This window comes from Nocardioides sp. WJ219 (assembly GCF_058559815.1).
This window is the reverse complement of record NZ_JBZUJV010000011.1, coordinates 178066-199792: the sequence shown is the minus strand read 5'-3', so window position 1 is coordinate 199792 and position 21727 is coordinate 178066. Positions and strand designations below refer to the sequence as shown.

The 21727-nt window shown below is 72.0% G+C and carries 21 protein-coding genes; 3 read left to right on the top strand and 18 right to left on the bottom strand.

From position 1 onward, the window contains the following. The 13 genes from AC4MBH_RS21615 to AC4MBH_RS21555 form a co-directional block, all read right to left on the bottom strand. Entirely contained in the window at positions 1 to 948 is a 948-nt protein-coding gene (locus AC4MBH_RS21615) for a 3-oxoacyl-ACP reductase (RefSeq protein ID WP_491797474.1), read from the bottom strand. Positions 949 to 950: 2 nt separating this feature from the next. Further along, positions 951 to 1145 carry a ferredoxin gene (locus tag AC4MBH_RS21610; RefSeq protein ID WP_491797473.1) on the bottom strand — a complete coding sequence of 65 codons (195 nt, stop codon included), beginning with the start codon at positions 1143 to 1145 and terminating at the stop codon, positions 951 to 953. 11 nt (positions 1146 to 1156) lie between these two features. Continuing rightward, positions 1157 to 2152, bottom strand: coding sequence for an NAD(P)/FAD-dependent oxidoreductase (locus AC4MBH_RS21605; protein ID WP_491797472.1), 996 nt, complete (start codon positions 2150 to 2152; stop codon positions 1157 to 1159). 65 nt (positions 2153 to 2217) lie between these two features. After that, the gene (locus AC4MBH_RS21600; RefSeq protein ID WP_491797471.1) at positions 2218 to 3036 is read right to left on the bottom strand and encodes a hypothetical protein; all 819 of its coding nucleotides are present in this window, start codon (positions 3034 to 3036) and stop codon (positions 2218 to 2220) included. Beyond that, on the bottom strand, positions 3033 to 3581 hold the full coding sequence (locus tag AC4MBH_RS21595) for an Rv1363c family protein (protein WP_491797470.1): 549 nt from the start codon (positions 3579 to 3581) through the stop codon (positions 3033 to 3035). Before AC4MBH_RS21595 ends, AC4MBH_RS21600 begins: the two co-directional genes overlap by 4 nt. Beyond that, positions 3578 to 4870: an MCE family protein gene (locus AC4MBH_RS21590; protein ID WP_491797469.1), complete on the bottom strand. Its 1293-nt coding sequence runs from the start codon at positions 4868 to 4870 to the stop codon at positions 3578 to 3580. The genes AC4MBH_RS21595 and AC4MBH_RS21590 overlap by 4 nt, the downstream gene beginning before the upstream one ends. Further along, complete coding sequence (locus AC4MBH_RS21585) at positions 4867 to 6234, bottom strand: MCE family protein (RefSeq protein ID WP_491797468.1); 1368 nt, start codon at positions 6232 to 6234, stop codon at positions 4867 to 4869. Before AC4MBH_RS21585 ends, AC4MBH_RS21590 begins: the two co-directional genes overlap by 4 nt. After that, positions 6231 to 7472: an MCE family protein gene (locus AC4MBH_RS21580; protein WP_491797467.1), complete on the bottom strand. Its 1242-nt coding sequence runs from the start codon at positions 7470 to 7472 to the stop codon at positions 6231 to 6233. The genes AC4MBH_RS21585 and AC4MBH_RS21580 overlap by 4 nt, the downstream gene beginning before the upstream one ends. Then, positions 7469 to 8458, bottom strand: coding sequence for an MCE family protein (locus AC4MBH_RS21575; protein ID WP_491797466.1), 990 nt, complete (start codon positions 8456 to 8458; stop codon positions 7469 to 7471). Before AC4MBH_RS21575 ends, AC4MBH_RS21580 begins: the two co-directional genes overlap by 4 nt. Next, a complete protein-coding gene (locus AC4MBH_RS21570; RefSeq protein ID WP_491797465.1) occupies positions 8455 to 9543 on the bottom strand; it encodes an MCE family protein in 1089 nt (362 codons plus the stop codon). Before AC4MBH_RS21570 ends, AC4MBH_RS21575 begins: the two co-directional genes overlap by 4 nt. A gap of 1 nt (position 9544) precedes the next feature. Further along, the gene (locus tag AC4MBH_RS21565; protein ID WP_491797464.1) at positions 9545 to 10885 is read right to left on the bottom strand and encodes an MCE family protein; all 1341 of its coding nucleotides are present in this window, start codon (positions 10883 to 10885) and stop codon (positions 9545 to 9547) included. Positions 10886 to 10900: 15 nt separating this feature from the next. After that, complete coding sequence (locus AC4MBH_RS21560) at positions 10901 to 11740, bottom strand: MlaE family ABC transporter permease (RefSeq protein ID WP_491797463.1); 840 nt, start codon at positions 11738 to 11740, stop codon at positions 10901 to 10903. Between the two features lies 1 nt (position 11741). Further along, entirely contained in the window at positions 11742 to 12515 is a 774-nt protein-coding gene (locus AC4MBH_RS21555) for an MlaE family ABC transporter permease (RefSeq protein WP_491797462.1), read from the bottom strand. A 207-nt stretch (positions 12516 to 12722) separates the two neighbouring features. On the opposite strand from AC4MBH_RS21555, the gene AC4MBH_RS21550 reads away from it, so the two are divergent. Genes AC4MBH_RS21550 through AC4MBH_RS21540 form a run of 3 tightly spaced genes read left to right on the top strand, consistent with a single transcriptional unit; the run spans position 12723 to position 14930 of the window. Then, positions 12723 to 13283: a DUF1707 SHOCT-like domain-containing protein gene (locus AC4MBH_RS21550; RefSeq protein ID WP_491797461.1), complete on the top strand. Its 561-nt coding sequence runs from the start codon at positions 12723 to 12725 to the stop codon at positions 13281 to 13283. Between the two features lie 13 nt (positions 13284 to 13296). Then, the gene (locus AC4MBH_RS21545; protein ID WP_491797460.1) at positions 13297 to 13962 is read left to right on the top strand and encodes an ion channel; all 666 of its coding nucleotides are present in this window, start codon (positions 13297 to 13299) and stop codon (positions 13960 to 13962) included. 50 nt (positions 13963 to 14012) lie between these two features. Then, positions 14013 to 14930 (top strand): formylglycine-generating enzyme family protein, encoded by a 918-nt coding sequence (locus AC4MBH_RS21540; protein WP_491797459.1) that lies wholly within the window; start codon positions 14013 to 14015, stop codon positions 14928 to 14930. 13 nt (positions 14931 to 14943) lie between these two features. On the opposite strand, the gene AC4MBH_RS21535 is transcribed toward AC4MBH_RS21540, so the two are convergent. The 5 genes from AC4MBH_RS21535 to AC4MBH_RS21515 form a co-directional block, all read right to left on the bottom strand. After that, positions 14944 to 15234: a hypothetical protein gene (locus tag AC4MBH_RS21535; RefSeq protein ID WP_491797458.1), complete on the bottom strand. Its 291-nt coding sequence runs from the start codon at positions 15232 to 15234 to the stop codon at positions 14944 to 14946. Continuing rightward, positions 15231 to 16526, bottom strand: a complete 1296-nt coding sequence (locus AC4MBH_RS21530) for an MFS transporter (protein ID WP_491797457.1) — start codon at positions 16524 to 16526, stop codon at positions 15231 to 15233. The genes AC4MBH_RS21535 and AC4MBH_RS21530 overlap by 4 nt, the downstream gene beginning before the upstream one ends. A gap of 132 nt (positions 16527 to 16658) precedes the next feature. Next, positions 16659 to 18785 (bottom strand): excinuclease ABC subunit UvrB, encoded by a 2127-nt coding sequence (gene uvrB, locus AC4MBH_RS21525; RefSeq protein ID WP_491797456.1) that lies wholly within the window; start codon positions 18783 to 18785, stop codon positions 16659 to 16661. A gap of 163 nt (positions 18786 to 18948) precedes the next feature. Continuing rightward, entirely contained in the window at positions 18949 to 20310 is a 1362-nt protein-coding gene (locus tag AC4MBH_RS21520; protein ID WP_491797455.1) for an aldehyde dehydrogenase family protein, read from the bottom strand. A 135-nt stretch (positions 20311 to 20445) separates the two neighbouring features. After that, complete coding sequence (locus AC4MBH_RS21515; RefSeq protein WP_491797454.1) at positions 20446 to 21702, bottom strand: phospholipase D-like domain-containing protein; 1257 nt, start codon at positions 21700 to 21702, stop codon at positions 20446 to 20448. Positions 21703 to 21727: the final 25 nt, after the last annotated feature.

Below are 21727 nucleotides of genomic sequence, written 5' to 3'. Positions count from 1 at the left end.
TCAGACCTCCAGCTGCATGATCGAGTCGGCGGCGAAGCCGACGGCGGGGTCGCGGTCGGCGAAGTAGTCGCCGAGCTGCGCCGAGAGGTCATCGGCGGTCCAGAGAGCACCGCTCTTGTCGAAGCGCTGCTCCACGACGGGCGCCGCGACCAGCGCGACCATGCCGCCGTAGACCACGAACACCTGGCCGGTGACGGCCTCGGCGGCCGGCGAGGCCAGCCAGGCGACCAGCGGCGCGACGTGCTCGGGCGAGTAGGGGTCGACGTCGAGCCCCGACTCGTCGGCGCCGAAGACCTGGGCGGTCATCGCGGTGCGGGCGCGCGGACAGATCACGTTGGCGCGGACGCCGACCTTGCCCAGGCCCCGCGCGGTCGACAGCGTCAGCGCCGTGATGCCGGCCTTGGCGGCGGCGTAGTTGGCCTGGCCCGGCGAGCCGCCGAGGAACGCCTCGGAGGCGGTGTTGACCACTCGTGCGTAGACCGGGGCGCCGGTCTCCTTCGACCGCCCACGCCAGTACGACGCGGCGTTGCGCGAGAGCAGGAAGTGCCCGCGCAGGTGCACCCGGACGACGGCGTCCCACTCGTCGTCGGTCATGTTGAACAGCATCCGGTCGCGGGTCATGCCGGCGTTGTTGACCACGACCTCGAGCGACCCGAACCCGTCGACGGCGGCCGCGAGCATCTCCTGCGCGACCCCGGCGTCGGAGACGTCGCCCTCGACCACGGCGACCTCGGCGCCCAGGCCCTTGAGCTCGTCGGCGGCGTCGTCGGCCGCACCCGGCAGGTCGTTGAGGACGACGCGCGCCCCGGCCCGGGCCAGGGCGACGGCCTCGGCCCGGCCCAGGCCGGCCCCGGCGCCGGTGACGATGGCGACCCGGCCGTCGAGGTCGGTCGAGGGGTCGGTCGAGGGGTCGGTCGGGGCGGCTGCTGCCGCCACGGGATCGGGCACGGTCAGTCCTCCTGCAGCGAGATGGCCGCGCGCGGGCAGGCCGCCACGGCGCGCTGGACGTCGTCGAGGGTCTCCGGCGTCGTCTGGTCGGCCTTGACCACGAGGTAGTCGTCGTCGTCCAGCTCGAAGACCTCCGGCGCCATCGCCTCGCACAGCGCGTTGGACTCGCAGAGGTCGAAGTCGACCTTGATCCTCATCTGCTCTCCTTCTAGGAACCCTCGGACGAGTGGCCCGGGAAGACCTTGGCGCTGGGGTCGATGGCCACCGTGGCGTTGTTGACGGCCGTGGCGGCCTCGCCGAAGCCGACCGCGATCAGCCGGACCTTCCCGTCGTACTCGGTGATGTCGCCGGCGGCGAAGACGCGCGGCAGGTTGGTCTGCATGGCGGGGTTGACGCAGATGTGCCGCTTGCGCACCTCCAGGCCCCACTGCTGCATCGGACCGAGGTCGGCGAGGAACCCGAGCGCGGCCACGACCGCCTGGCACGGGCGGGTGGTGGTCTCGGTGCCGTCGGCGGTGGCGACCTCGACGGTGACCGACTCGACGAGGGAGTCGCCGTGCAGTGCGGTCACCTGGGCGTGGGTGAGGATCTCGACCGACGACGCCCGCACCTGCTCGACGGTGCGCTCGTGGGCGCGGAACGCGTCGCGGCGGTGCACCAGGGCGACCGACCGGGCGATCGGCTCGAGGTGCAGAGCCCAGTCGAAGGCGCTGTCGCCGCCGCCGACGATCACGACGTCCTTGCCGGCGTAGGGCGCGAAGCTCGGCACGAAGAACTCGAGCCCGCGGCCGACCCAGCCGTCGCCGGCCGGCAGCGGGCGCGGGGAGAACTTGCCGATGCCGGCGGTGATGATGACCGCGCCGGCGCGCACCTGCGTGCCGTCGTCGAGGCCCACGGTGACGCCGCCGTCGACGGGATCAGGGTCGGTCACCAGCGTGGTGGCGGTGCGGTCGAGGAGGTACTCCGGGCGCGCGGTGTTGGCCTGCTCGACGAGACCGGCCACCAGGTCGCGGCCCTTGACCGACGGGAAGCCCGCGACGTCGAAGATCTGCTTCTCCGGGTACATCGCGGTGACCTGGCCGCCCAGCTCGGGCAGCGAGTCGACCACCGCGATCCGGTGGCCGCGGAACCCGGCGTAGTAGGCGGCGTACAGGCCGGTGGGGCCCGCACCGATGATCAGGAGGTCGACGTCCACGGCGGTCACGCTGGGGATCCTTCCGTCGACGTCGAGCGGCCACAACTGGAACGTGTTCTAGTTCCGGGGGGACCCTACAACGCCTGCAGGTCCGAGACCAGCCATCCGTCAGGGGTGTCGGCCATCGTCACCTGCACCCGGTACTGCGTCGGCGTCACCGTGGTGCCGGCGCCCTTCTGCGACGTCTGGGTCAGGAACAGCAGCGCGACCACCTCGTCCTCGGTGGCCGAGACGACGCCCTGGGCCGAGATGTCGACGGTGACCTCGGTCCGCGCCGCGACGAAGTCGTCCTTCACGTCGGCCTTGGTGGTGCGGTACTCCTCGGCGAACGGGTCGGTCATCGTCGCCGTCGCCTTCTCGACCTGCGCGTCGTAGTCGGCGGACGACGCCGAGAGGATCAGGTCGGCGGCGGTGGCGGCCTGGTCGACCACCGACTGCACCGTCAGGTCGGAGACCTGCACGGGCCGGGCGTCGGAGACCGGCCCCGACGTGGTCGCCTCCTCGTCGGAGGTGAGGTAGACGACCTCAGCGGCGCCCAGACCGAGCAGCAGCACGACCAGGGCCGCCAGCACCACGAGCGGCTTGCGGGAGACACCGGTGCCGGCGGTGCCGGCGGTGCCGGCGCGCCGGGTCGGCGACGTCGACCGGCGTACGGCGGTGGCCGGCTCCCCGCGCTTGGCGAGCTCGACCCGCGGCGAGGTGCGGTCGAGGTGCTCGGGGTGCTGGGTGGGCGGGACGTGCCCGACGTGAACGGCCGGGCCCCCCGCCCCGCCGTCGGTCTCCGGCGGCTCGGGGGCGGTCGGCGCGTCGACCCGGGACCGCCCCGCGACCCGGCGCGGGCGCGAGGTCGGCGTCCGGGTCGGGCGGGACGCGCGGCGCGGCGGCCCGCTCATCCGACGAACTCCAGGTCGTTGGTGAGCCAGCGGCCGTCCTGGCGGACCAGCTTGACGAGCAGTCGGAAGTTGCGCACCTGGGTGTCCTTGCCGGTCTGGGCGTTGCTGACCGTGCCCTCGGTGGCGACCAGGACGCTCGCGCTGTCGGCATCGATGTCGTCGACCGCCGACACCGCGACCGAGCCCTCGAGCACCGACTTGAAGCCGGTCACCAGCTCGACGAGGCTGTCGGAGGAGGCCTGGTACTGGTCGAGGAAGGTGCCGGTGGAGGTCGTGGCGACGGCGTCGAAGCTCTTCTGCGGCTCGCGGTAGTCGATGTTGACCAGCGCCGTCGCGGTCGCCTCGGCGGCCTTCTTCGCCTCGCCGTAGCGCTCCTGGACCTCGGTCGGTGGCGGCTGCGTGCGCGCCGACCCACCGTCGTCGCTGCGCTCGCGCGCCTCGAGGGCGACGAGGACCCCGCCCACCACGCAGGCGCAGGCAAGCACCACGGCCACCGCGAGGAGCGCGACGAGCGCAGGCCGCCGCCGGGCGTCGCCGGCCGTCACGGGGCCGCCACCGGACCGACGAGCAGCCACTTCCACGAGTCGCCGCCCAGGATCGAGAGGTCACCGGCGGGTTGGAACCGGACCGGGTTGCCGTCGGCGTCGACGACACCGTCGACCAGCCCGGTGGCTGGGTCGTAGTCGGTGGCGAGGGGCTGGCTCGAGGGGCCGTAGGCGCGGCCGACGGAGTTGGTGGGGTTGTTGGGCGTGCCTGGCACGTTGGGTGTTCCTCGCTGCACGAAAGGCGCACCGGCGGTGCACTGGGCCGGGAAGATCGGTGCGTCGCTGAGCTGGTCGGCGCGGCGCCACTCGGTGCGCGGCTTGTAGCCCTGGGTGCACGGCTGCGTCTGGTCGAACTGGAGGTTGACGTGCCCGTAGCCGTCGGGCGGGGTGCCGGTGAAGCCGGAGGCGATCACCCGCGGGTAGGTGACCAGCAGCTGCTCGACGCCGGCGAGGTTGGCCACCACCACCTGGTCGACCGTGATCAGGTCGCTCAGCAGCACCGGCAGGGTCGGGCCGAGGTCGTCGAGCAGGGCCCGGAGCTCGCGGGCGGCGGGCGGCGTCTCGTCGAGGACGGTGCGGATGTCGCCGTCGGAGGCGCGCAGGGCGGTGGTGAGGTCGGCGAGGTCGCGGGAGAAGGAGGTGATGTTGTCGCCGTTGTCGCGCTGGGTACGCAGCACGGTGAGCGCCGACTCGAGCAGCTGGACCGTCTCGTCGGTGTGCTCGGCCGCCTCGTCGACGAAGGCGCCGCCGTCGTCGATCAGCTGCTGCAGCGGCCGCCCGGTGTCGGCGAACATGTCACCCAGCTCGGCGATGAGGACCTGGAGGCTGCGCTGGTCGACGGAGTTGACGAAGCCGTCGAGCTCGACGAGCAGGTCGGCCTCGTCGACCGGCAGCGAGTCCGCCGACCCGGTGAAGGTGTCGCCGTCCTCGGCGTAGGGGCCCTCGCCGTCGGCGGGCACGAAGTCGAGGTACTGCTCCCCCACCGCCGAGAGGTTGTGGACGAACACCGGGGAGTCGAGCGGCACCTCGGAGCCCTCCTCCAGGGCCACGTCGACCTCGACGCCCTCGCGACTGGTGGACATGCGGGTGACCTTGCCGATCTTGACGCCCCGGTAGGTGACCTCGCTGCCCTCGAAGAGGCCGCCGGAGGTGGGCAGGGTGACGTGGACGGTGTAGCCGCGACCCAGGACGCGGTCGACGAAGCCGAGGTAGTTGGCGGCGACGTAGCTCACGCCGACGGCGGAGAGGACGACGAAGGCGAGCAGCCGGAGCCGGACGGCGCGGGTCATCGGTCGGCACCCCCGAAGAGCGTGGTGTCGTCGGCCCGCGGTGCGGGGTCGCCGCTGGACAGCGCCGCGCTCAGCCGGCCCAGGCCGGGCAGGTCGAGGTCGTCGAGGTTGCGGCCGAGCCCCCCGAGCCCGTTGAGGAGTCCGCCCACGGGACCGAGCGCGCGGCAGACCGGCGTCGACCGCCAGCGGCGGGTGGTGCACCGCTCGATCAGCTCGGGCAGGAGCCGCACCGACCGGAGCACCGCCCGGCACTCGCGGGAGTCGATCGTGCCACTGCGCAGGCAGGACAGGAGCTGGTCGAGCGCGGGGCCGACGATCGGGACGTCGGGCAGCCCGGGCAGCTCGGGGACGAGGCCGGGCAGGGCGTTCTCGAGGATGGTCCCGAGGTCGAGGTCGGCGCTGATGGAGGTGTTGGCGTAGTCGCCGTACACGATCTCGGAGGCCTCCTTCGGGAACGGGAAGCTGGCCAGGAGGTTGAGGCCCGGTGCGAGCGAGTCGCCGGCCGCGCTGAGGTTGGCCACGATCGGCTGGAGGTCGCGGAGCTGGGCGAGGAGGTCGTCCTTGCTCGCCCGGATCACCCGGGAGCCGACCACGCCGAGCCGGTCGAGCGAGCCGAGCATGCCCACCAGCTCGTCGGTCTGCCGGCCGAGCACGTCGATCGCCGGACCGGTCGCGTCGAGCGCGTCCTGGATCGTGTCGCGCTCGCGGTTGAGGGTGGAGGTGAGGTTGTTGACCGACTCCAGCGCCCGGATGATGTCGCCCTTCTGGTCGTCGAGGGTGCCGATGAACCGGTCGAGGCTGCCGAGCAGCTCACGCAGCTCGCCCTCCCGGCCGTTCATCGCCTCGTTGAGCTCGCGGGTGATGGTGCCCAGCTGGGCCACGCCGCCGCCGCTGAGCAGGAAGGACAGCGCGCCGAGCACCTCCTCGACCTCGGGGTTGCGGCCGGTGCGGTCGAGACCGATGTGGTCCTCGGGGTTGTCGCCCAGGCGCCCGACGGCCCCCTCGACCGGCTCCTCCAAGGCGACGTACTTCTCGCCGAGCAGGCTGACCTGGCGGATCTCGGCGGTCGCGTTGTCGGGCAGCACGATGTCGTCGCGCACCCGCAGGGTGATCCGGGCGTGCCAGCCGACGCGCTCGACCTCGGTCACCTCACCGACCGTGACGTCGTCGACCATCACCGGGGAGCGCGGCACCACGTTGAGGATGTCCTCGAACTCGGCGGTCACCTCGTAGGCCTCGTCGGCGTCGACGGGCGACCCCGGGAGCGGCAGGTCGTAGGCGCCGTCGAAGTCGCAGGCGCTGAGCCCGGTCGTGAGCATGACGCCGGCGACCAGCGCGGCGGCGCGGCGGCGTACGGCGGTCACGAGGTGCCTCCGGCGAGCAGGTGCGACAGCGACGGCGGCGTGTCGCTGGTGTAGGCACCGACCTGGGGCCGGTCGGCCGGCGGGGTCGCGGCGACCGGGGCGGCGGACGTGCCGCTGCGGTTGGCCGGGCCGGCGGTGCGGGTCGATGGCGGGATCGTGGGCAGCTCGCCCTGGACGGGCTCGAGGAGCGCCTTGAACAGCGTGCACGCGAGGTCCTTGCTGACCCGCGGCAGCGCGGACTGCTGGACGATCGAGCACAGGAACCCGTCGAGGTCGGCGAGGTTGCCGTTGAGGCCGATGCGGGACCCGATCGTGCCGGACGCGGAGTTGTAGGCCAGCGTGAGGTTGCCGATCGCCACCGGCGCGGTGCTCAGCGCCGTGTCGAGGCTCTCCTTCTCCGATGCGATCACCCGCACCACGCGGCTGAGCTTGCGGACGTCGGTGGTCAGCGCCTCGCGGTTGTCCTTGACGAACGAGCGCACCGTGCCGACGGTGTCGGCCACCGCCGCCAGCGTCGCGCGCAGCTCGCCGCGCTCGTCGGAGAGCTGTCGGGAGACGTCGGCCAGGTCGGCCATGAAGGCCCGGACGAGCTTGTCGTTGTCGGCGAGGGTGGTGGTGAACTCGGCCAGCTCGGTGACGGTCTGGAAGAGGTCGCCGCTGCTGTTGCCGAACGTCGTCGCGGCGGCCGCGAGGTTGCGGAGCATCGCGTTGCCGGCCTGGCCCTGGCCCTCGAGCGCGTCGGCACCGGCCACCAGCAGGTGGTTGAGGGTGCCGTCGCGGTTGACGCCGTTGGGTCCCAGGGTCGAGGTGAGGTCGCGCAGCGAGGCGTAGATCCGGTCGAGCTCGACCGGCACGGCCGTCTCGGCCAGGGGGATGTCGTGGTCGTCGGCCAGGACGTCGTCGCCCTCGACGTGGACCGGGGTGATCTGCACGAAGCGGTCGGCGACCAGCGTCGGGGTCACCACCACGGCCCGGGCGCCGGCCGGGAGCTTGACGTCGCCGTCGTACTCCATCTCGACGCGGACCGACTCGCCCTCCGGCGAGACCTCGGTGACCGTGCCCACCTTGACGCCGAGGACCCGGACGTCGGTGCCCTCGTAGACGCTCACGGCCCGGTCGAAGTGGGCGGTGAGGCGCTTGGGCTCGGGGGCGTCACCGCGGTCGACCAGGACGAACCCGACCGCCACCAGCGCGATGATCAGGAGGATCGCGGTCCGGGTCGTCAGCAGGCCCCTCATCGCAGCACCTCCGGGATGCCGGGCAGGAACTCACCGGTCGGGATGGCCAGCAGGTTGACGGCGTAGGCGTCGAACCACGGGCCGGTGCCGACGATGTTGCCGAGGATCGAGACGTAGGGCCCGAGCGCCGCGAGGGTCGCCTTGAGCTCCTTCTCCCGGCTGAGCAGGGTGTCGAGGAGGTCGTCGACCTCGCGCAGCGCGGGGCCGATCTGGGCCTGGTTGTCGCGCACCAGCCCGCGCAGCTCGCGGGCGAGGGTGCGGGCGTTGACGAGCAGGCGGTGGATGGCGGCCTTGCGCTTCTCCAGCTCCTGGAAGACCAGGTCGGCGCTGCCCATCAGCTCGACCAGCTCGTCGCTGCGGTCGGCCAGCACGGCCGAGACGTTCTTGGAGCTCTCGAAGAGTGCCTGCAGCCCGGCGTCGCGCGAGGCGACGGTGCGCGAGAGCCGGGAGATCCCGCGGAAGCTGGCCGAGATCTCGGGGGCGGCCGAGTCGACGGTGTCGGAGAGCACGTTGAACGCCTCGGTGAGCGCGTCCTCGTCGAGGGGCTCGGTGGTCGCGGTCAGGTCCTCGAAGACGCCGATGATGTCGTAGGCCGAGCGGGTGCGCTCGAGCGGGATCGGCTCGGCCTGGGAGAGCTCGCCGTCGCCGTCGGGGGTGATCCGCAGGTACTTCTCCCCCAGCAGGTTGAGGACCTCGACCGCGGCCGTGGTGTCCTCCCCCAGGTCGACGCCCTGGTCGACGCTGAAGGTGACCAGCACCTTGGAGTCGCGCAGCTCGACGTCGGAGACCCGGCCGGCCCGGATGCCGCCGACCTGGACGCTGCTGCCGCGGCGGATGCCCGAGGCGTCGGTGAACTCCGCCTGGTAGGACTCGCCGCGGAACCCCGGGAACTTGGACAGGTTGAACGACGCCGCCATCACCAGCAGCATCAGCACGATGCTGATGGCGCCGTAGCGCATCGCGCGCGCCTCGTTGGGCCGGGTCACTGGTTGCACCTCGGCGCGGTGGATCGGAACTCCAGCTTGTTCAGCTGGCGGTTGAGGTCGCGGATGATCGGCAACCCGCTGATCACCGGGAGCGTGATCTTCCCGGCGAAGCCGCAGATGTAGTAGTTGTACCAAGATCCGTAGGTGCCGGTCCGGGTCTGGTCGGTCATCGACTCCGGCAGCCGGTCGAAGATCTCGACGACGAGCTTCTTGTTGCCCGGCTCGTTGAGCAACCGCGCCAGCTTGCGCAGCTCGGCGATGTCGCGCTTGAGCAGCGGTCGACCCTCCTCGAGCAGCTCGGCCACCACGACGGTGAGGTCGGAGATGCTGCTCAGCGAGTCGCCGATCGTCTCGCGGTCGGCCGCCAGGTCGCCCATCCAGTCGCGCAGCTCGACCACGAGGCGCTCGAGCTGCACGTGGCGGGAGTCGACGGTCTCGAGCGTGGTGCCGAGGTTGTCGACGACCTCCCCGATCAGCTGGTCGCGGTCGGCGAGGGCGTTGGTGAGCGACGCGGTGTTCTCCAGGAGCGACTCCACGGTGCCACCCTCGCCCTGCAGGACCTGGACGATGTTGAGGCTCAGCTCGTTGACCTCCGCGGGCTCGAGGGCCTCGAAGAGCGGCTTGAACCCGTTGAAGAGGGCGGTGAGGTCGAGGGCCGGCTCGGTGCGGTCCATCGGGATGACGTCGTCCTCCTCCAGCGGCTCGGCCCCCTTGTCGATGCCCTCCTCGAGCGCGAGGTAGCGGTCGCCGACCAGGTTGAGGAACCGGACCTCGGCGCGAGAGGCCGTGGTCAGCGGCAGCTCGGCCTCCACCCGGAAGGTCACCAGGGCGTTGGCGTTCTCCTCGCCGTGGTGCTCGACCTCCTTGACCTCGCCCACGCTGACCCCGGCCACCCGGACGTCGTCGCCCTTCTCCAGCGAGCTGGCGTTGACGAACTCCGCCTGGTAGGTGCGGGCGTCGCCGAAGCCGAAGTTGCCCATGATCACGGCCAGCAGGCCGGTGACGAGCACCGAGACCACGGTGAAGATCGCGAGCTTGACCCCGGCCACGATGGTCCGGCTGTTGCGTTGGGATGCTCCGGCCACGTCAGCCCCCCCGCACGACGGGGCCGTAGAGCAGCGCCCCGAGCGATCCGTAGGAGTCGGCCGCCCGGCCGCTGCGGTCGGCCAGCAGTGCGTTGAGCACCTGCTGGTCGCCCCGCGTGCCGGCGTAGCCGCTGGACATGCCGACGCCGTAGCCGCGGCGGCTCGCCCAGTCGGGGGCGGGTCGCGGCGACGGCATGCCCGGCAAGGGGCTGGTCGGCGGGTTGTCGTCGGTGTCGCTGCCGTCGTCGAAGGAGTGGGGGCCGATCGGGATCGGCGGGTTGGGCAGGCCGGAGCACCACGGACCGTGGCCCACCTCGCCGTACTCCGGCAGGTCGTCCTTGGTGTAGGCGCCGTACTGCGCCGTACCGAGCTCGACGTACTGCTTGACCTGGTTGCCCTCGAAGGTGCGGGCGAGGACCGGCGCGTAGCGGGCGGCTCCCTTGATCAGGCAGGGCAGCTCGGGCGAGTACGTCGCGAGCAGCTTGAGCACCGGGGCACCGACCTCGCCGACCTCGATCAGGTCGGCCTCGTTGTCGGCGAGCAGGCCGCGCGCGGTCTCGGACAGGCCGGTGACGTCGCGGAAGAAGTGGTCGAGCGACTGCCGCTTCTGCACGACGGTCTGGCTGGTCACGGTGAGGTTGTCGAGCACGCGCAGCAGGTCGGGCGCAGCCACGTCGTAGGTGTCCGCGACGTCCGCGAGCACCTTGAGGTCCTCGCGCAGGGTGGGCAGCGCGCCCTCGATGTCCTCGAGGTAGGCGCCCAGGTCCTCCAGGGTGCTGCCGAGCTGGTCGCCGCGGCCCTCCAGGGCGTTGGCCAGCGCGCTCAGGGTGGCGTTGAGGTCGGCCGGCCGCACGGCTCGCAGCAGCGGGAAGAGGTCGGCCAGGATCCGGCTCAGCTCGACGTTGGTCTCGACCCGCGAGGACGGGATGACGGCATCGGGCCCGAGGGAGGTGGGCGACGGGGCCTTCGGCTCGACGAAGGAGATGAACTTCTGGCCGAACAGGGTGGTCGGCAGGATCTGCACCTCGACGTTGTCGGGGATGTCGGCGGCGGCCTCGGGGTCGAGGGCCACGGTGATCTCGGCCTCCTTGCCGTCCTGGGAGACCTCGCGGACCTGGCCGACCAGCACGCCGTTGCGGCGTACGTCGCCGAACTTGGCCAGCTGCAGCCCGGCCCGGTCGGCCTTGATCGTCACCATCGTGACGTCGGCGAAGCGCTTGTCGTAGATGGCGATCGACAGCGCGATCAACGTGGCGATCAAGGACAGGAAGACGACCCCCGAGACCACCAGCCGCAGGTGCTCGCGCGGGGTGTCGTGGTGGATGTTGACCAGCAACGGCATCTCCTCAGCCCCCCGTCATCCCGTGATCCGCACGGTCGTGGTGGAGCCCCAGATGGCGAAGCTGAGGAAGAAGTCGGCGACGACGGTGAACACGATGCTGGTCCGGATGGCCTGGCCGACCGCCTGGCCGACGCCCGCGGGCCCGCCGGAGGTCGTGTAGCCGTAGTAGCAGTGGATGAGGATGATCCCGGCCGCCAGGAAGAGCAGCTTGCCGAAGGACCAGAGGATGTCGATCGGTGGCAGGAACTGCAGGAAGTAGTGGTCGTAGGTGCCGCTGGACTGGCCGTAGATGTAGACCACGATCAGCCGCGGTGAGAGGTAGGAAGCGCTGAGCGCGACGATGTAGAGCGGGATGACCGCGATGAAGGCGGCGATCATCCGGGTGGTCACCAGGAACGGCAGGGACGGGATGCCCATCACCTCGAGGGCGTCGATCTCCTCGGAGATCCGCATCGCGCCGAGTCGGGCGGTGTAGCCGCAGCCGACCGTGGCCGCGAGCGCGATCGAGGAGATCAGCGGCGCGACCTCGCGGGTGTTGAAGTAGGCGGAGATGAAGGCGCTGAACTTCGCGACCCCGATCTGGCTCAGCGAGGCGTAGCCCTGGATGCCGACCTCGGTGCCGGCGAAGAACGCCAGGAACGCGATCACGCCCACGCTGCCGGCGATCAGCGCCAGCGCGCCCGAGCCGAAGGTGACCTCGGCGAGGGTGGCGGTGATCTCGCGCGGGTAGCGACGGATGGCGCGCGGCACCCAGAACAGCGCCCGGACGTAGAACAGCAGCTGGTCGCCGTAGCCCTCGAGCGAGCGGCGGGGCGCACGCAGTGCCGCGCTCGCGACCGCGCCGATGGTGGCCATCTCAGATCCCCACCGGCGGGACGACCTGGAAGTAGATGGCCGTGATCACCGCGTTCATGAAGAACAGCAGCATGAAGGCGATGATCACCGCCTCGTTGACCGCGCGACCGACGCCGCTGGGGCCGCCACCGGCGTTGAGGCCCTTGTAGGCGCCGACGATCGCGGCCATGGCGCCGAAGATGACGGCCTTGACGATCGCGATGTAGAGGTCGCTGATCGAGGCGAGAGCGGTGAAGTTGGACAGGAACGCGCCGGCCGAGCCGCCCTGGACGATCACCGTGAAGAAGTAGCCGCCGCCGATGCCGGCGCTGATCACGATGCCGATGATCATCAGCGCGACGAACATGGTCGCCGCCACCCGCGGCACGACCAGGCGCTCGATCGGGTCGACGCCGAGGACCTCCATGGCGTCGATCTCCTCCCGGATCTTGCGGGCGCCCATGTCGGAGCAGATCGCCGACCCCGCCGCGCCGGCGATGATCAGCGCCGCCGCGATCGGCGCCGCCTCGCGGACGACGGCGAGGACGGCCGTGGCGCCGGCGAAGGACTGGGCGCCGAGCTGGCCGGTGAGGTTGCCGACCTGCAACGAGATGACCGCGCCGAACGGGATCGAGACCAGGATCGTCGGCATCAGCGTGACGCTGGTGATGAACCACGCCTGCTCGACGAACTCGCGGAGCTGGAAGCGCGTGGTGAAGAGGCGGACGACGACGTCGACCGTCATGACGGCGATCTCGCCGGGTCCTCGGATGACCCCGGCGGCACTGATGGCCATCAGACGGTCACCTCTTCCCCATGGTCGAGTCGCGCAGCGCCCCGAGAATAGAACGTGTTCTCGTTTTGGACAACGAGAGGACTCCTTAGGGTGTGTCGCCGCCCCTCGGAGTGGCGTGCGTCACGTCCCTGGCCCACAGTAGGTCTGGAGGCGTTGCCTAGGATCGGAAACGCCAGATCGTCGTCGAGCCTCGTGGGGAGGTGCCCGGTGAGCGGTGACCTGTGGTCCTCGTTCTCGCACGACCCGCGCGAGCGCGCCCACGCCGGGTTGCGCGCCTCCGACGCCGACCGCGAGCGCGTGACGGCCGTGCTCACCTCGGCGTACGCCGACGGCCGGATCGAGCGCGACGAGCTCGACCAGCGCATGGTCGTCGTGGCGGCCGCCCGCACGCTGGGTGAGCTGCCGCCGCTCGTCGCCGACCTGGTGCCCGTCCGCCCGGTGGTGCAGCCGACGCGCTCGCTCGTCGGCGTCTCCCCCGACCTGCTGCGCGAGCGCGCCGTGGAGCGGTGGGGCGACCAGCGGCGGGGCGCGGCGTACCTCTTCCTGGCCACCACGATCGTGGGGTGGGGGACGTTCCTCGCCTCGGGGTTCGACGTGCCGTGGCTGCTGATCGTCAACGCCCTCGCGCTGCTGCACGTGGCCCGGGTCCACCTGGCCCGCGAGCAGCTGGTGCGCGACGAGCTGCGCCGGCTGGAGAAGCGCCAGGCGCGCCAGGAGCTGCGGCAGCGCCTGCCGAGGTCCCTGCCGGCCCTGCCGTGGCAGCAGTGAGCGACGGGTGGCGGTGAGGGCCCGCGGGACGGTCACCGCCGTCCGCGAGCACCCCTCGGCCCTCCTGCTGGCCCTGCAGCTCACCGCGGTGCTGGCCTACCCGTTCCTCGACGGCAACACCCCGGGACGGGCGGTGCTCGGCGCCGTGCAGATCGGCGTGGTGCTGGTCGCGACCGTGGCGGTGCGGCGCACGCCGACGCTGTCGTGGGTGGCGCTGCTCTTCGGCGGCCCGGCGATGGTGTTCAGCGTGCTCGAGGCCTTCGCCGACGAGACCGGGTGGGTGGTGGTGGTCTCGGCGGTCTTCCACGTGCCGTTCTACCTGTTCGTCTCCTACTCGATGATCCGCTACCTCTTCCACGACGACCGGGTCACCCGGGACGAGCTGTTCGCCACCGGTGCGGCGTTCACCGTCGTCGCCTGGGCCTTCGCCTACGTCTACGCCGCCGCGCAGGTGATCTGGCCCGGCTCCTTCATCGGCTACGACGGCGACAGCCCGCGGCCGTGGTTCGAGCTGCTCTACCTCTCCTTCACCACCCTCACCTCGGTCGGCCTCTCCGACGTCTACCCGGTCGACGACCACGCCCGGTCGTTGGTGATGCTCGAGCAGGTCGCCGGCGTCTTCTACGTCGCGCTCGTGGTGGCCCGCCTCGTCGGCCTCACCGCCCGCGGCCGGGTCTGACGGTGCTCCCGTGACCGGGGCATGCTCGAGTCGGTCACTACACTTTGGGCATGACTGAGCACCCGGCGTCGTGCTGCGCGCCGTCCCGCGGACCCGGTGCGGCGGCGGAGCGGTCGGCACCGGCGCCGGCCGCCGCCCGGCGGGGACGCCCCCGGGCGACGGGCCTGGTCGACGTCCCGGCCGGCACTTTTGCGATGGGGTACGACGGCCCGCTGGCCAACCCCGGCGAGGGCGAGGGCCCGGTGCGCGAGGTCGCGCTGCCGGCGTACCGGATCGGCGCCACGACGGTCACCAACCAGCAGTTCGCCACGTTCGTCAAGGCGACCGGCCACGTCACCGAGGCCGAGCGCACCGGCTGGTCCTTCGTCTTCCACCTGCTCGTCTCGGACCCGGCGGCCGTCCGGGGCCGCGCGGCCGGCGCCGAGTGGTGGTGCGGCGTCGATGGTGCCGATTGGCGACACCCGCACGGACCCGGCAGCGACGCCGGCCGGATGGCCCAGCACCCGGTCGTGCACGTCTCGGTCGGCGATGCCGAGGCCTACTGCGCCTGGGCCGGCGCCCGGCTGCCCACCGAGGCCGAGTGGGAGCGCGCGGCCCGCGGCGGGCTCGAGGGGGCGACGTACACGTGGGGCGAGGAGCACCCCGAGTCGCTGCGCACCCCGCCGTGCACGATCTGGCGCGGGGAGTTCCCGGTGCGGCACGAGGACGGGCCGGGCGGGGTCGGCACGACGCCGGTCAAGACGCACCGCCCCAACGGGCTCGGGCTCTACCAGGCCTCGGGCAACGTCTGGGAGTGGACCGCCGACGCGTGGTCGCTCGACGGCGCCGCCGACCCGGCGCAGCGGGTGCGCCGCGGCGGGTCCTACCTGTGCCACGACTCCTACTGCAACCGCTACCGCGTGGCCGCCCGCGACAAGAACGCGCTCGACGACCACACCGGCAACATCGGCTTCCGCGTGGCCGCCTAGGCCGAGCCGGTCCTCACGGCTCGGGGACCTCCGCCTCCCACCGGGCGCGGCGCTCGTCGTCGGTCTGCTCCCACCAGGGCGTGCCCCGCTCGCCGAGCGCGACCTTGGCGGCCTGGACGCCGTCGCGCGAGCGGCGCTCCTCCTCGGTGCCCCGGGTGCGGCGTACGTCGCGGCGCCAGGCCATCAGCGCCTTCTGCAGCTCGTCGCGCCGCTCGGCCGGGATGTCGGGGTCGGTGGCCCGCCAGCGGCGGCCGTCGACCACGATGTAGCGGCCGTCGGGGGTGTGCTCGACGTCGCGGCTCACGTGAGCAGTGTCCCAGCCTCGAGGGCGGCGCGGTCGACCACCCGCCGCGCGCGACGGCGGTAGCGCCAGATCTGGGTGACGCCCAGGGCCCACAGCACGTACTGCGCGCTCATCGCCCAGCGGAACGCCTCGGGCGGGTAGTCCGACGTCGCCCCCGGGGTGCGCCAGTCGAGGATCAGACCGACGCTCACCACCAGGACCAGGCTGGCGGCGAACCCGGCCTGGTTGATGATCCCGGAGGCGCTGGCCAGCCGGTCGGCGGGGTTGGAGGTGCGGGCGAGGTCGAAGCCGATCATCGACGCCGGCCCCCCGATGCCCACCGACTGGGTGAGCAGCACCAGCAGCCACAGCGGCGCCGGGCCGGGCCAGGCCAGCACCGCCGTCCAGACCACCACCATCTGCGCGATGATCACCAGCACGATCGTCGAGCGGTGCCACGGGTGCCGACCCACCAGGTAGCCGAGCACCGGACCGGAGTAGACGATCGCCACCACGACCAGGCTCAGCAGCAGCCCGGCGGTGAGCTCCGAGCGCCCCTCCCCCTGCACCAGGAACGGGTAGCCCCACAGCAGCGAGAGCGCCGTCGAGCTGAACTGGCAGGTGAAGTGCATCCAGAAGCCGAGGCGGGTGCCGGGGTGGGTCCACGACGCAGCCAGGCTGGCACGGACGCCGCCCAGCGACAGCGGCGGCCCGACCACCCGGCTGCGGCCGGGGGCGTCGCGGACGACCAGCAGCAGGGCCACCACCAGGACCACGCCCGTCGAGGCGACGGCGAGGTAGGCGCCGGTCCAGCCGAGCTCACGGAGGGCGACCGTCATCGGCACGGCGGCCGCGATCGCCCCGAGCTGCCCGAGCGTGCCGGTGAGCTGGGTGACCAGCGGCACCCGGCGCGGGCCGAACCACAGGCTGACCAGGCGGAGCACGCAGATGAAGGTGCAGGCGTCGCCGATGCCCACCACGACCCGCGCCAGGACGGCCAGCGGGTAGCTCTCGGCCAGCGCGAAGCCGACCTGCGCCCCGGTCAGCAGCACCGCGCCGACCGTGAGCACCGCCCGCGGCCCGAAGCGGTCGACCATCAGCCCGACCGGGATCTGCATCAGCGCGTAGACCAGCAGCTGAAGCATCGTGAACGTCGCCAGCTGGGCGGCGGTGATGTCGAACCGCTCGGTGGCGAGCAGGCCGGCGACGGCGAGGGAGCTGCGGTGGAAGACGGCCACCAGGTACGTCGCCAGCGCGACGCCCCACACGACGTAGGCCAGGCCGCCTCCGCGTCCGGCGTCGTCGGCTCTCACTCCCCGCAGACTACGACCCGGCGTCGCTCCTCACCTCGTCGCCTCGGTCACGTCGTCGCCAGGCTCGCTGCGCTCGCCGGGCTCCTCGCTCGTCGCGATCGCTCGACCTCGTTCCTCGGTCGGCGTCGCTCCTCACTTCGTCGCCTCCATCATCTGGCGGAGCTCGCGCTTGAGGTCGTTGATCTCGTCGCGCAGGCGGGCCGCGAGCTCGAACTGCAGCTCGGTGGCGGCCTGCTTCATCTGGTCGGTGAGCTCCTGGATGAGCTGGGCCAGCTCGGAGCTGGGCAGCCCCGCGAGGTCCTTGGCGTGGTGGCCCGAGGCCTTCTCGCCCAGCACCGGCACGGGCTGGCGCACCTTGGCTCCCCCGGCGCGGCCCCTGGCCTCGGTGCCGGCCCAGGTCTCGAGCAGGGCCTGGGTGTCCTCGCTGTCGCGGGCCAGCATCTCGGTGATGTCGGCGATCTTCTTGCGCAGCGGCTGCGGGTCGACCCCGTGCAGCGTGTTGTAGGCCACCTGCTTCTCGCGGCGCCGGTTGGTCTCCTCGATCGCCTTCTCCATCGAGGGCGTGATCTTGTCGGCGTACATGTGGACCTGGCCCGAGACGTTGCGCGCCGCACGGCCGATGGTCTGGATCAGCGACTTGTCCGAGCGCAGGAAGCCCTCCTTGTCGGCGTCGAGGATGGAGACCAGCGACACCTCCGGCAGGTCGAGGCCCTCGCGGAGCAGGTTGATGCCGACCAGGACGTCGTAGTCGCCGAGGCGCAGGTCGCGCAGCAGCTCGATGCGCTTGAGCGTGTCGACCTCGGAGTGCAGGTAGCGGGTGCGGATGCCGGCGTCGAGGAGGTAGTCGGTGAGGTCCTCGGACATCTTCTTGGTCAACGTGGTGACCAGGACCCGCTCGTCCTTGTCGGCGCGGGTGCGGATCTGGTGGATCAGGTCGTCGATCTGGCCCTTGGTCGGCTTGACGACGACCTCGGGGTCGATCAGGCCGGTCGGGCGGATGATCTGCTCGACGACGTCGCCGCCGACCTTGTCGAGCTCGTAGTTGCCGGGGGTGGCCGAGAGGTAGATCGACTGGCCGACCCGCTCGAGGAACTCCTCCCACCGCAGCGGCCGGTTGTCCATCGCGCTCGGCAGCCGGAACCCGTGGTCGACGAGGTTGCGCTTGCGCGACATGTCGCCCTCGTACATGCCGCCGATCTGCGGGACCGCGACGTGGGACTCGTCGATGACGAGCAGGAAGTCCTCGGGGAAGTAGTCGAGCAGCGTGTTGGCCGCCGAGCCGGGCAGGCGACCGTCGATGTGCATCGAGTAGTTCTCGATCCCGGCGCACGAGCCGACCTGGCGCATCATCTCGATGTCGTAGGTGGTGCGCATCCGCAGCCGCTGGGCCTCGAGCATCTTGCCCTGGCGCTCGAACGTCGCCAGCTGCTGCTCGAGCTCGGCCTCGATCCCGGTGATCGCGCGCTCCATCCGGTCGTGGCCCGCGACGTAGTGGGTGGCCGGGAAGATGTAGAGCTCCTCGTCCTCGGTGAGGACCTCACCGGTGACGGCGTGCAGCGACATCAGCCGCTCGATCTCGTCGCCGAAGAACTCGATCCGGACGGCGTGCTCCTCGTAGACCGGGAAGACCTCGAGGGTGTCGCCGCGGACCCGGAACGTGCCGCGGGTGAACGCCATGTCGTTGCGCGTGTACTGGATCTCCACGAGCCGTCGCAGGATCGAGTCGCGGTCGTGCTCCTGGCCCACCTTGAGCCGGATCATCCGGTCGACGTACTCCTGTGGCGTGCCGAGGCCGTAGATGCACGAGACCGTGCTCACCACGATCACGTCGCGCCGGGTGAGCAGGCTGTTGGTGGCGCTGTGCCGCAGCCGCTCCACCTCCTCGTTGACCGAGGAGTCCTTCTCGATGTAGGTGTCGGTCTGGGGGACGTAGGCCTCGGGCTGGTAGTAGTCGTAGTAGGAGACGAAGTACTCGACCGCGTTCTCCGGGAACAGCTGGCGCAGCTCGTTGGCGAACTGCGCCGCCAGCGTCTTGTTGGGCTGCATCACCAGCAACGGCCGCTGCACCTGCTCGGCCACCCACGCCACCGTCGCGGTCTTGCCGGTGCCGGTGGCACCGAGGAGGACGACGTCCTCCACGCCGTCCTGGACCCGCTTCGTGATCTCCTTGATCGCCGTCGGCTGGTCGCCGGACGGCGTGTAGTCGGAGATGACCTTGAAGGGGGCGACGCGGCGCTCGAGGTCGGTGACGGGACGCATGCTTCGAGCGTAGACGCGGCCACCGACAGGGCGGACTCGCCGGGGTTGGGTGGGGTGGGTGGGGTGGGTGTGGTGAGCGGGGTGGGCCGGCCGGGCGGGATCTCACCGGTGGACCGGGGAAGTCTGAACTTCCCGGGCAATCCCGCGACCCCCGCCCCCAGCCCTAGCCGAGCGAGTGCCGCACGTGCAGCGCCAACCGTGTCGCGACCCTGCCGGCGGGTGTCGCGAGCAGCAGCTCGACGGGCGCGGTGGGCACCGGCAGCCGCCGCCGGGTGGTGGTGGTGCGGGTGCGGGCGAAGGTCCGCAGCCCCGCCTCGCCGGCGAGGGGGCCGTAGCCCCGGGCGCCGAGGGCGGCGCGCGGCAGGCCGCCGGCCGTCGTCGCCGAGCCGGCCGAGGGCAGGTTGACGGTGATCTCGGCCGCCGAGAGCAGCTCGGCCAGGTGGGGGCCGTGGCGCGCCGAGTGGACCGCCACCTGCGCCGAGGGGTGGGCCCTGAGCCGCTCGACCAGGACCTCGAACGCCGGCGCCGACTCGATCCGGACGTCGCGGGCCGACCCGACGAGCTCGGCGGGACCAGCGGGGCCGGTACGCCGGGAGAGCACCCGGGCCAGGGGGCCGCGCCGCGGCGAGCCGGCCCGGGCCGCCCGGTCCAGCGCCGCCCGGAAGTCGTCGAGCACCGAGGGCGCGACCAGCACCTCGGGACCGGCGCCGTCGGCACCGGCGCTGTCGGAGGAGGTGGCGGCGAGGTGGACGACGGACTCGGCGGCCGCGGCGAGGTCGGCGTCGGGGGCCACCAGCGTCACGGGCGCCAGCACCGGCACCAACGTGGCCGGGACCATCGCGCGCGCGGCCGCCGTGGCCACCCGCACCCCCGCGACGGGCGAGCCGAGGAAGCAGACCCGGTCGACCGGGGCACCGGCGAGGGTGACCGCGGTCGCGTCGTCACCGGTGAGCACCTGCAGGAGCCCCCTCGGGGCGTCGGGGTGGGCGCGCCCGAACGCCTCGACGTACGCCGCCAGCGTGGCGGTCACCCGAGGACCGGGTTGCAGCAGCACGACGTTGCCCGCGGCGAGCGCGCACGCGACGGCCGAGGCGGCGGCGTACAGGGAGGGTCGGCCGGAGCTGACGACCGCGACGACGCCCTCGGGCACCCACGCCGTGGTCGCGCTGGTCTCGGGGCTCAGGCGGCCGCGCGAGGCCGAGGTCACGCCGAGCGCTCGTGCGGCGTGGTGCTCGACCCAGCGCAGGTGCTCGACGGTCTGCAGGACCTCCAGCATGGCCTCGTCGAACCCGAGACCGCTCTCGCGGTGCAGCAGCTCGGCGAGCCGCGACGACGACCGCCACAGCTCACCCCGCCAGGCCCGCAGCATCCGGACCCGGGTGGCGGTCGGGGCGCCGGACCAGGCCGGGCCGGCCTCGTGGGCGGCCGCGGTCGCCGTCCGGACCTCGACGTCGCCGGCCACCGGGAACGTGCCGAGCACGGTGCCGTCGGCGCGGTCGACGGCGTGGAAGGTCGCGGCAGCCACGTCCCCACGGTCGCACCCCGTCGCCCCACGCCGTCGACGACCCGCCGGGCGCGGGGTCAGGGCGCGGAGTCAGGTCGCGGAGTCAGGTCGCGGAGTCAGGTCGCGGAGTCAGGGGCGCGGAGTCACGGCGCAGGGTCAGAGCAGCGGTCGGAGCGGGCTGAGGAACGACTCGGTGAACCGGCGGTGCAGGTCGCGCGCCTCCCACTCACCGCTGGTCAGCAGCGCGCAGTTGGACTCGTCGGCGCGGAAGATCTCCTCGAGCGTGGCAGCGAGACCGGCGTCGATCACCTCGACGTTGATCTCGTAGTTGCCCTGCAGGCTGAGCCGGTCGATGTTGGCGGTGCCGACGGTGCTCCACGTGCCGTCGACGGTGGCGGTCTTGGCGTGCACCATCGCGCCCTTGAACCGCAGCACCTTGACCCCCGCGTCGAGCAGCTGGGAGAAGTAGCCGCGCGAGATCCAGTCGGCCACGATGTGGTTGGACTTCAACGGCACCAGCAGGCGTACGTCGACGCCGCGGCGCGCGGCGTTCTTCATCGCGTCGACGAAGTCCTGGTCGGGCAGGAAGTACGCCGTGGTCAGCCAGACGTTCTTGCTCGACCGGTTGATGGCCTCGAGGTACATCGCCCGCACCGGGAACATCCACAGCCGCGGCACGTTGCGCTGCACCCGGATGCGCGGCTCCCAGGTCGACGCCGTCTCGAGCAGCAGCGGCCGCTCGCTCTTCCGGAGCCGCCGGCGCCGGTGGAGGTTCCAGAAGTCGGCGAAGGCGCGCTTCAGGTCCCACACGCCGGGTCCGGTGATCCGCACGTGGGTGTCGCGCCACTCGGTCTCGTAGGCGTCGCCGATGTTGTAGCCGCCGACGAAACCGACCTGGTCGTCGACGACGAGGATCTTGCGGTGGTCGCGGCCGTAGCGGCGCAGGTCGAAGAACCGCAGGCCCGCGGCGTACACCGGGTAGCGCAGCACCTTCATCGACGGCGGGAACCGCTTGAAGACCGGCGAGACGACGAGGTTGGCGAAGCCGTCGTAGATGCAGTAGACCTCGACGCCGCGCGCGGCGGCCGCGGCGAGCGCCGCCTTGAACCGCTCGCCGGTCGCGTCGCCCTTCCAGATGTAGGTCTCGAAGAGGACCTGCTTCTGGGCCCCCTCGATGGCCTCGAGCATGTCCTCGTAGAGGTCGCTGCCGAAGGTGTACGTCGTGACCGTGCTCTCGCCGATCTCGACCTTGCGGGGCGGGGTCGTGGGGAACGGCTTGGGCTTCTTGCCGCGGCGCCGGTAGGAGTCGATGACCGACATCACGACCGCGAGCGCGACCTGCAGGCCGAGGATCGTCAACAGCGTCCGACGCATGGCAGCCGCCACCTTGTCGATGTCGACCCGCCCTCGCACGACGTCAACCTATCGGTCCCACTCC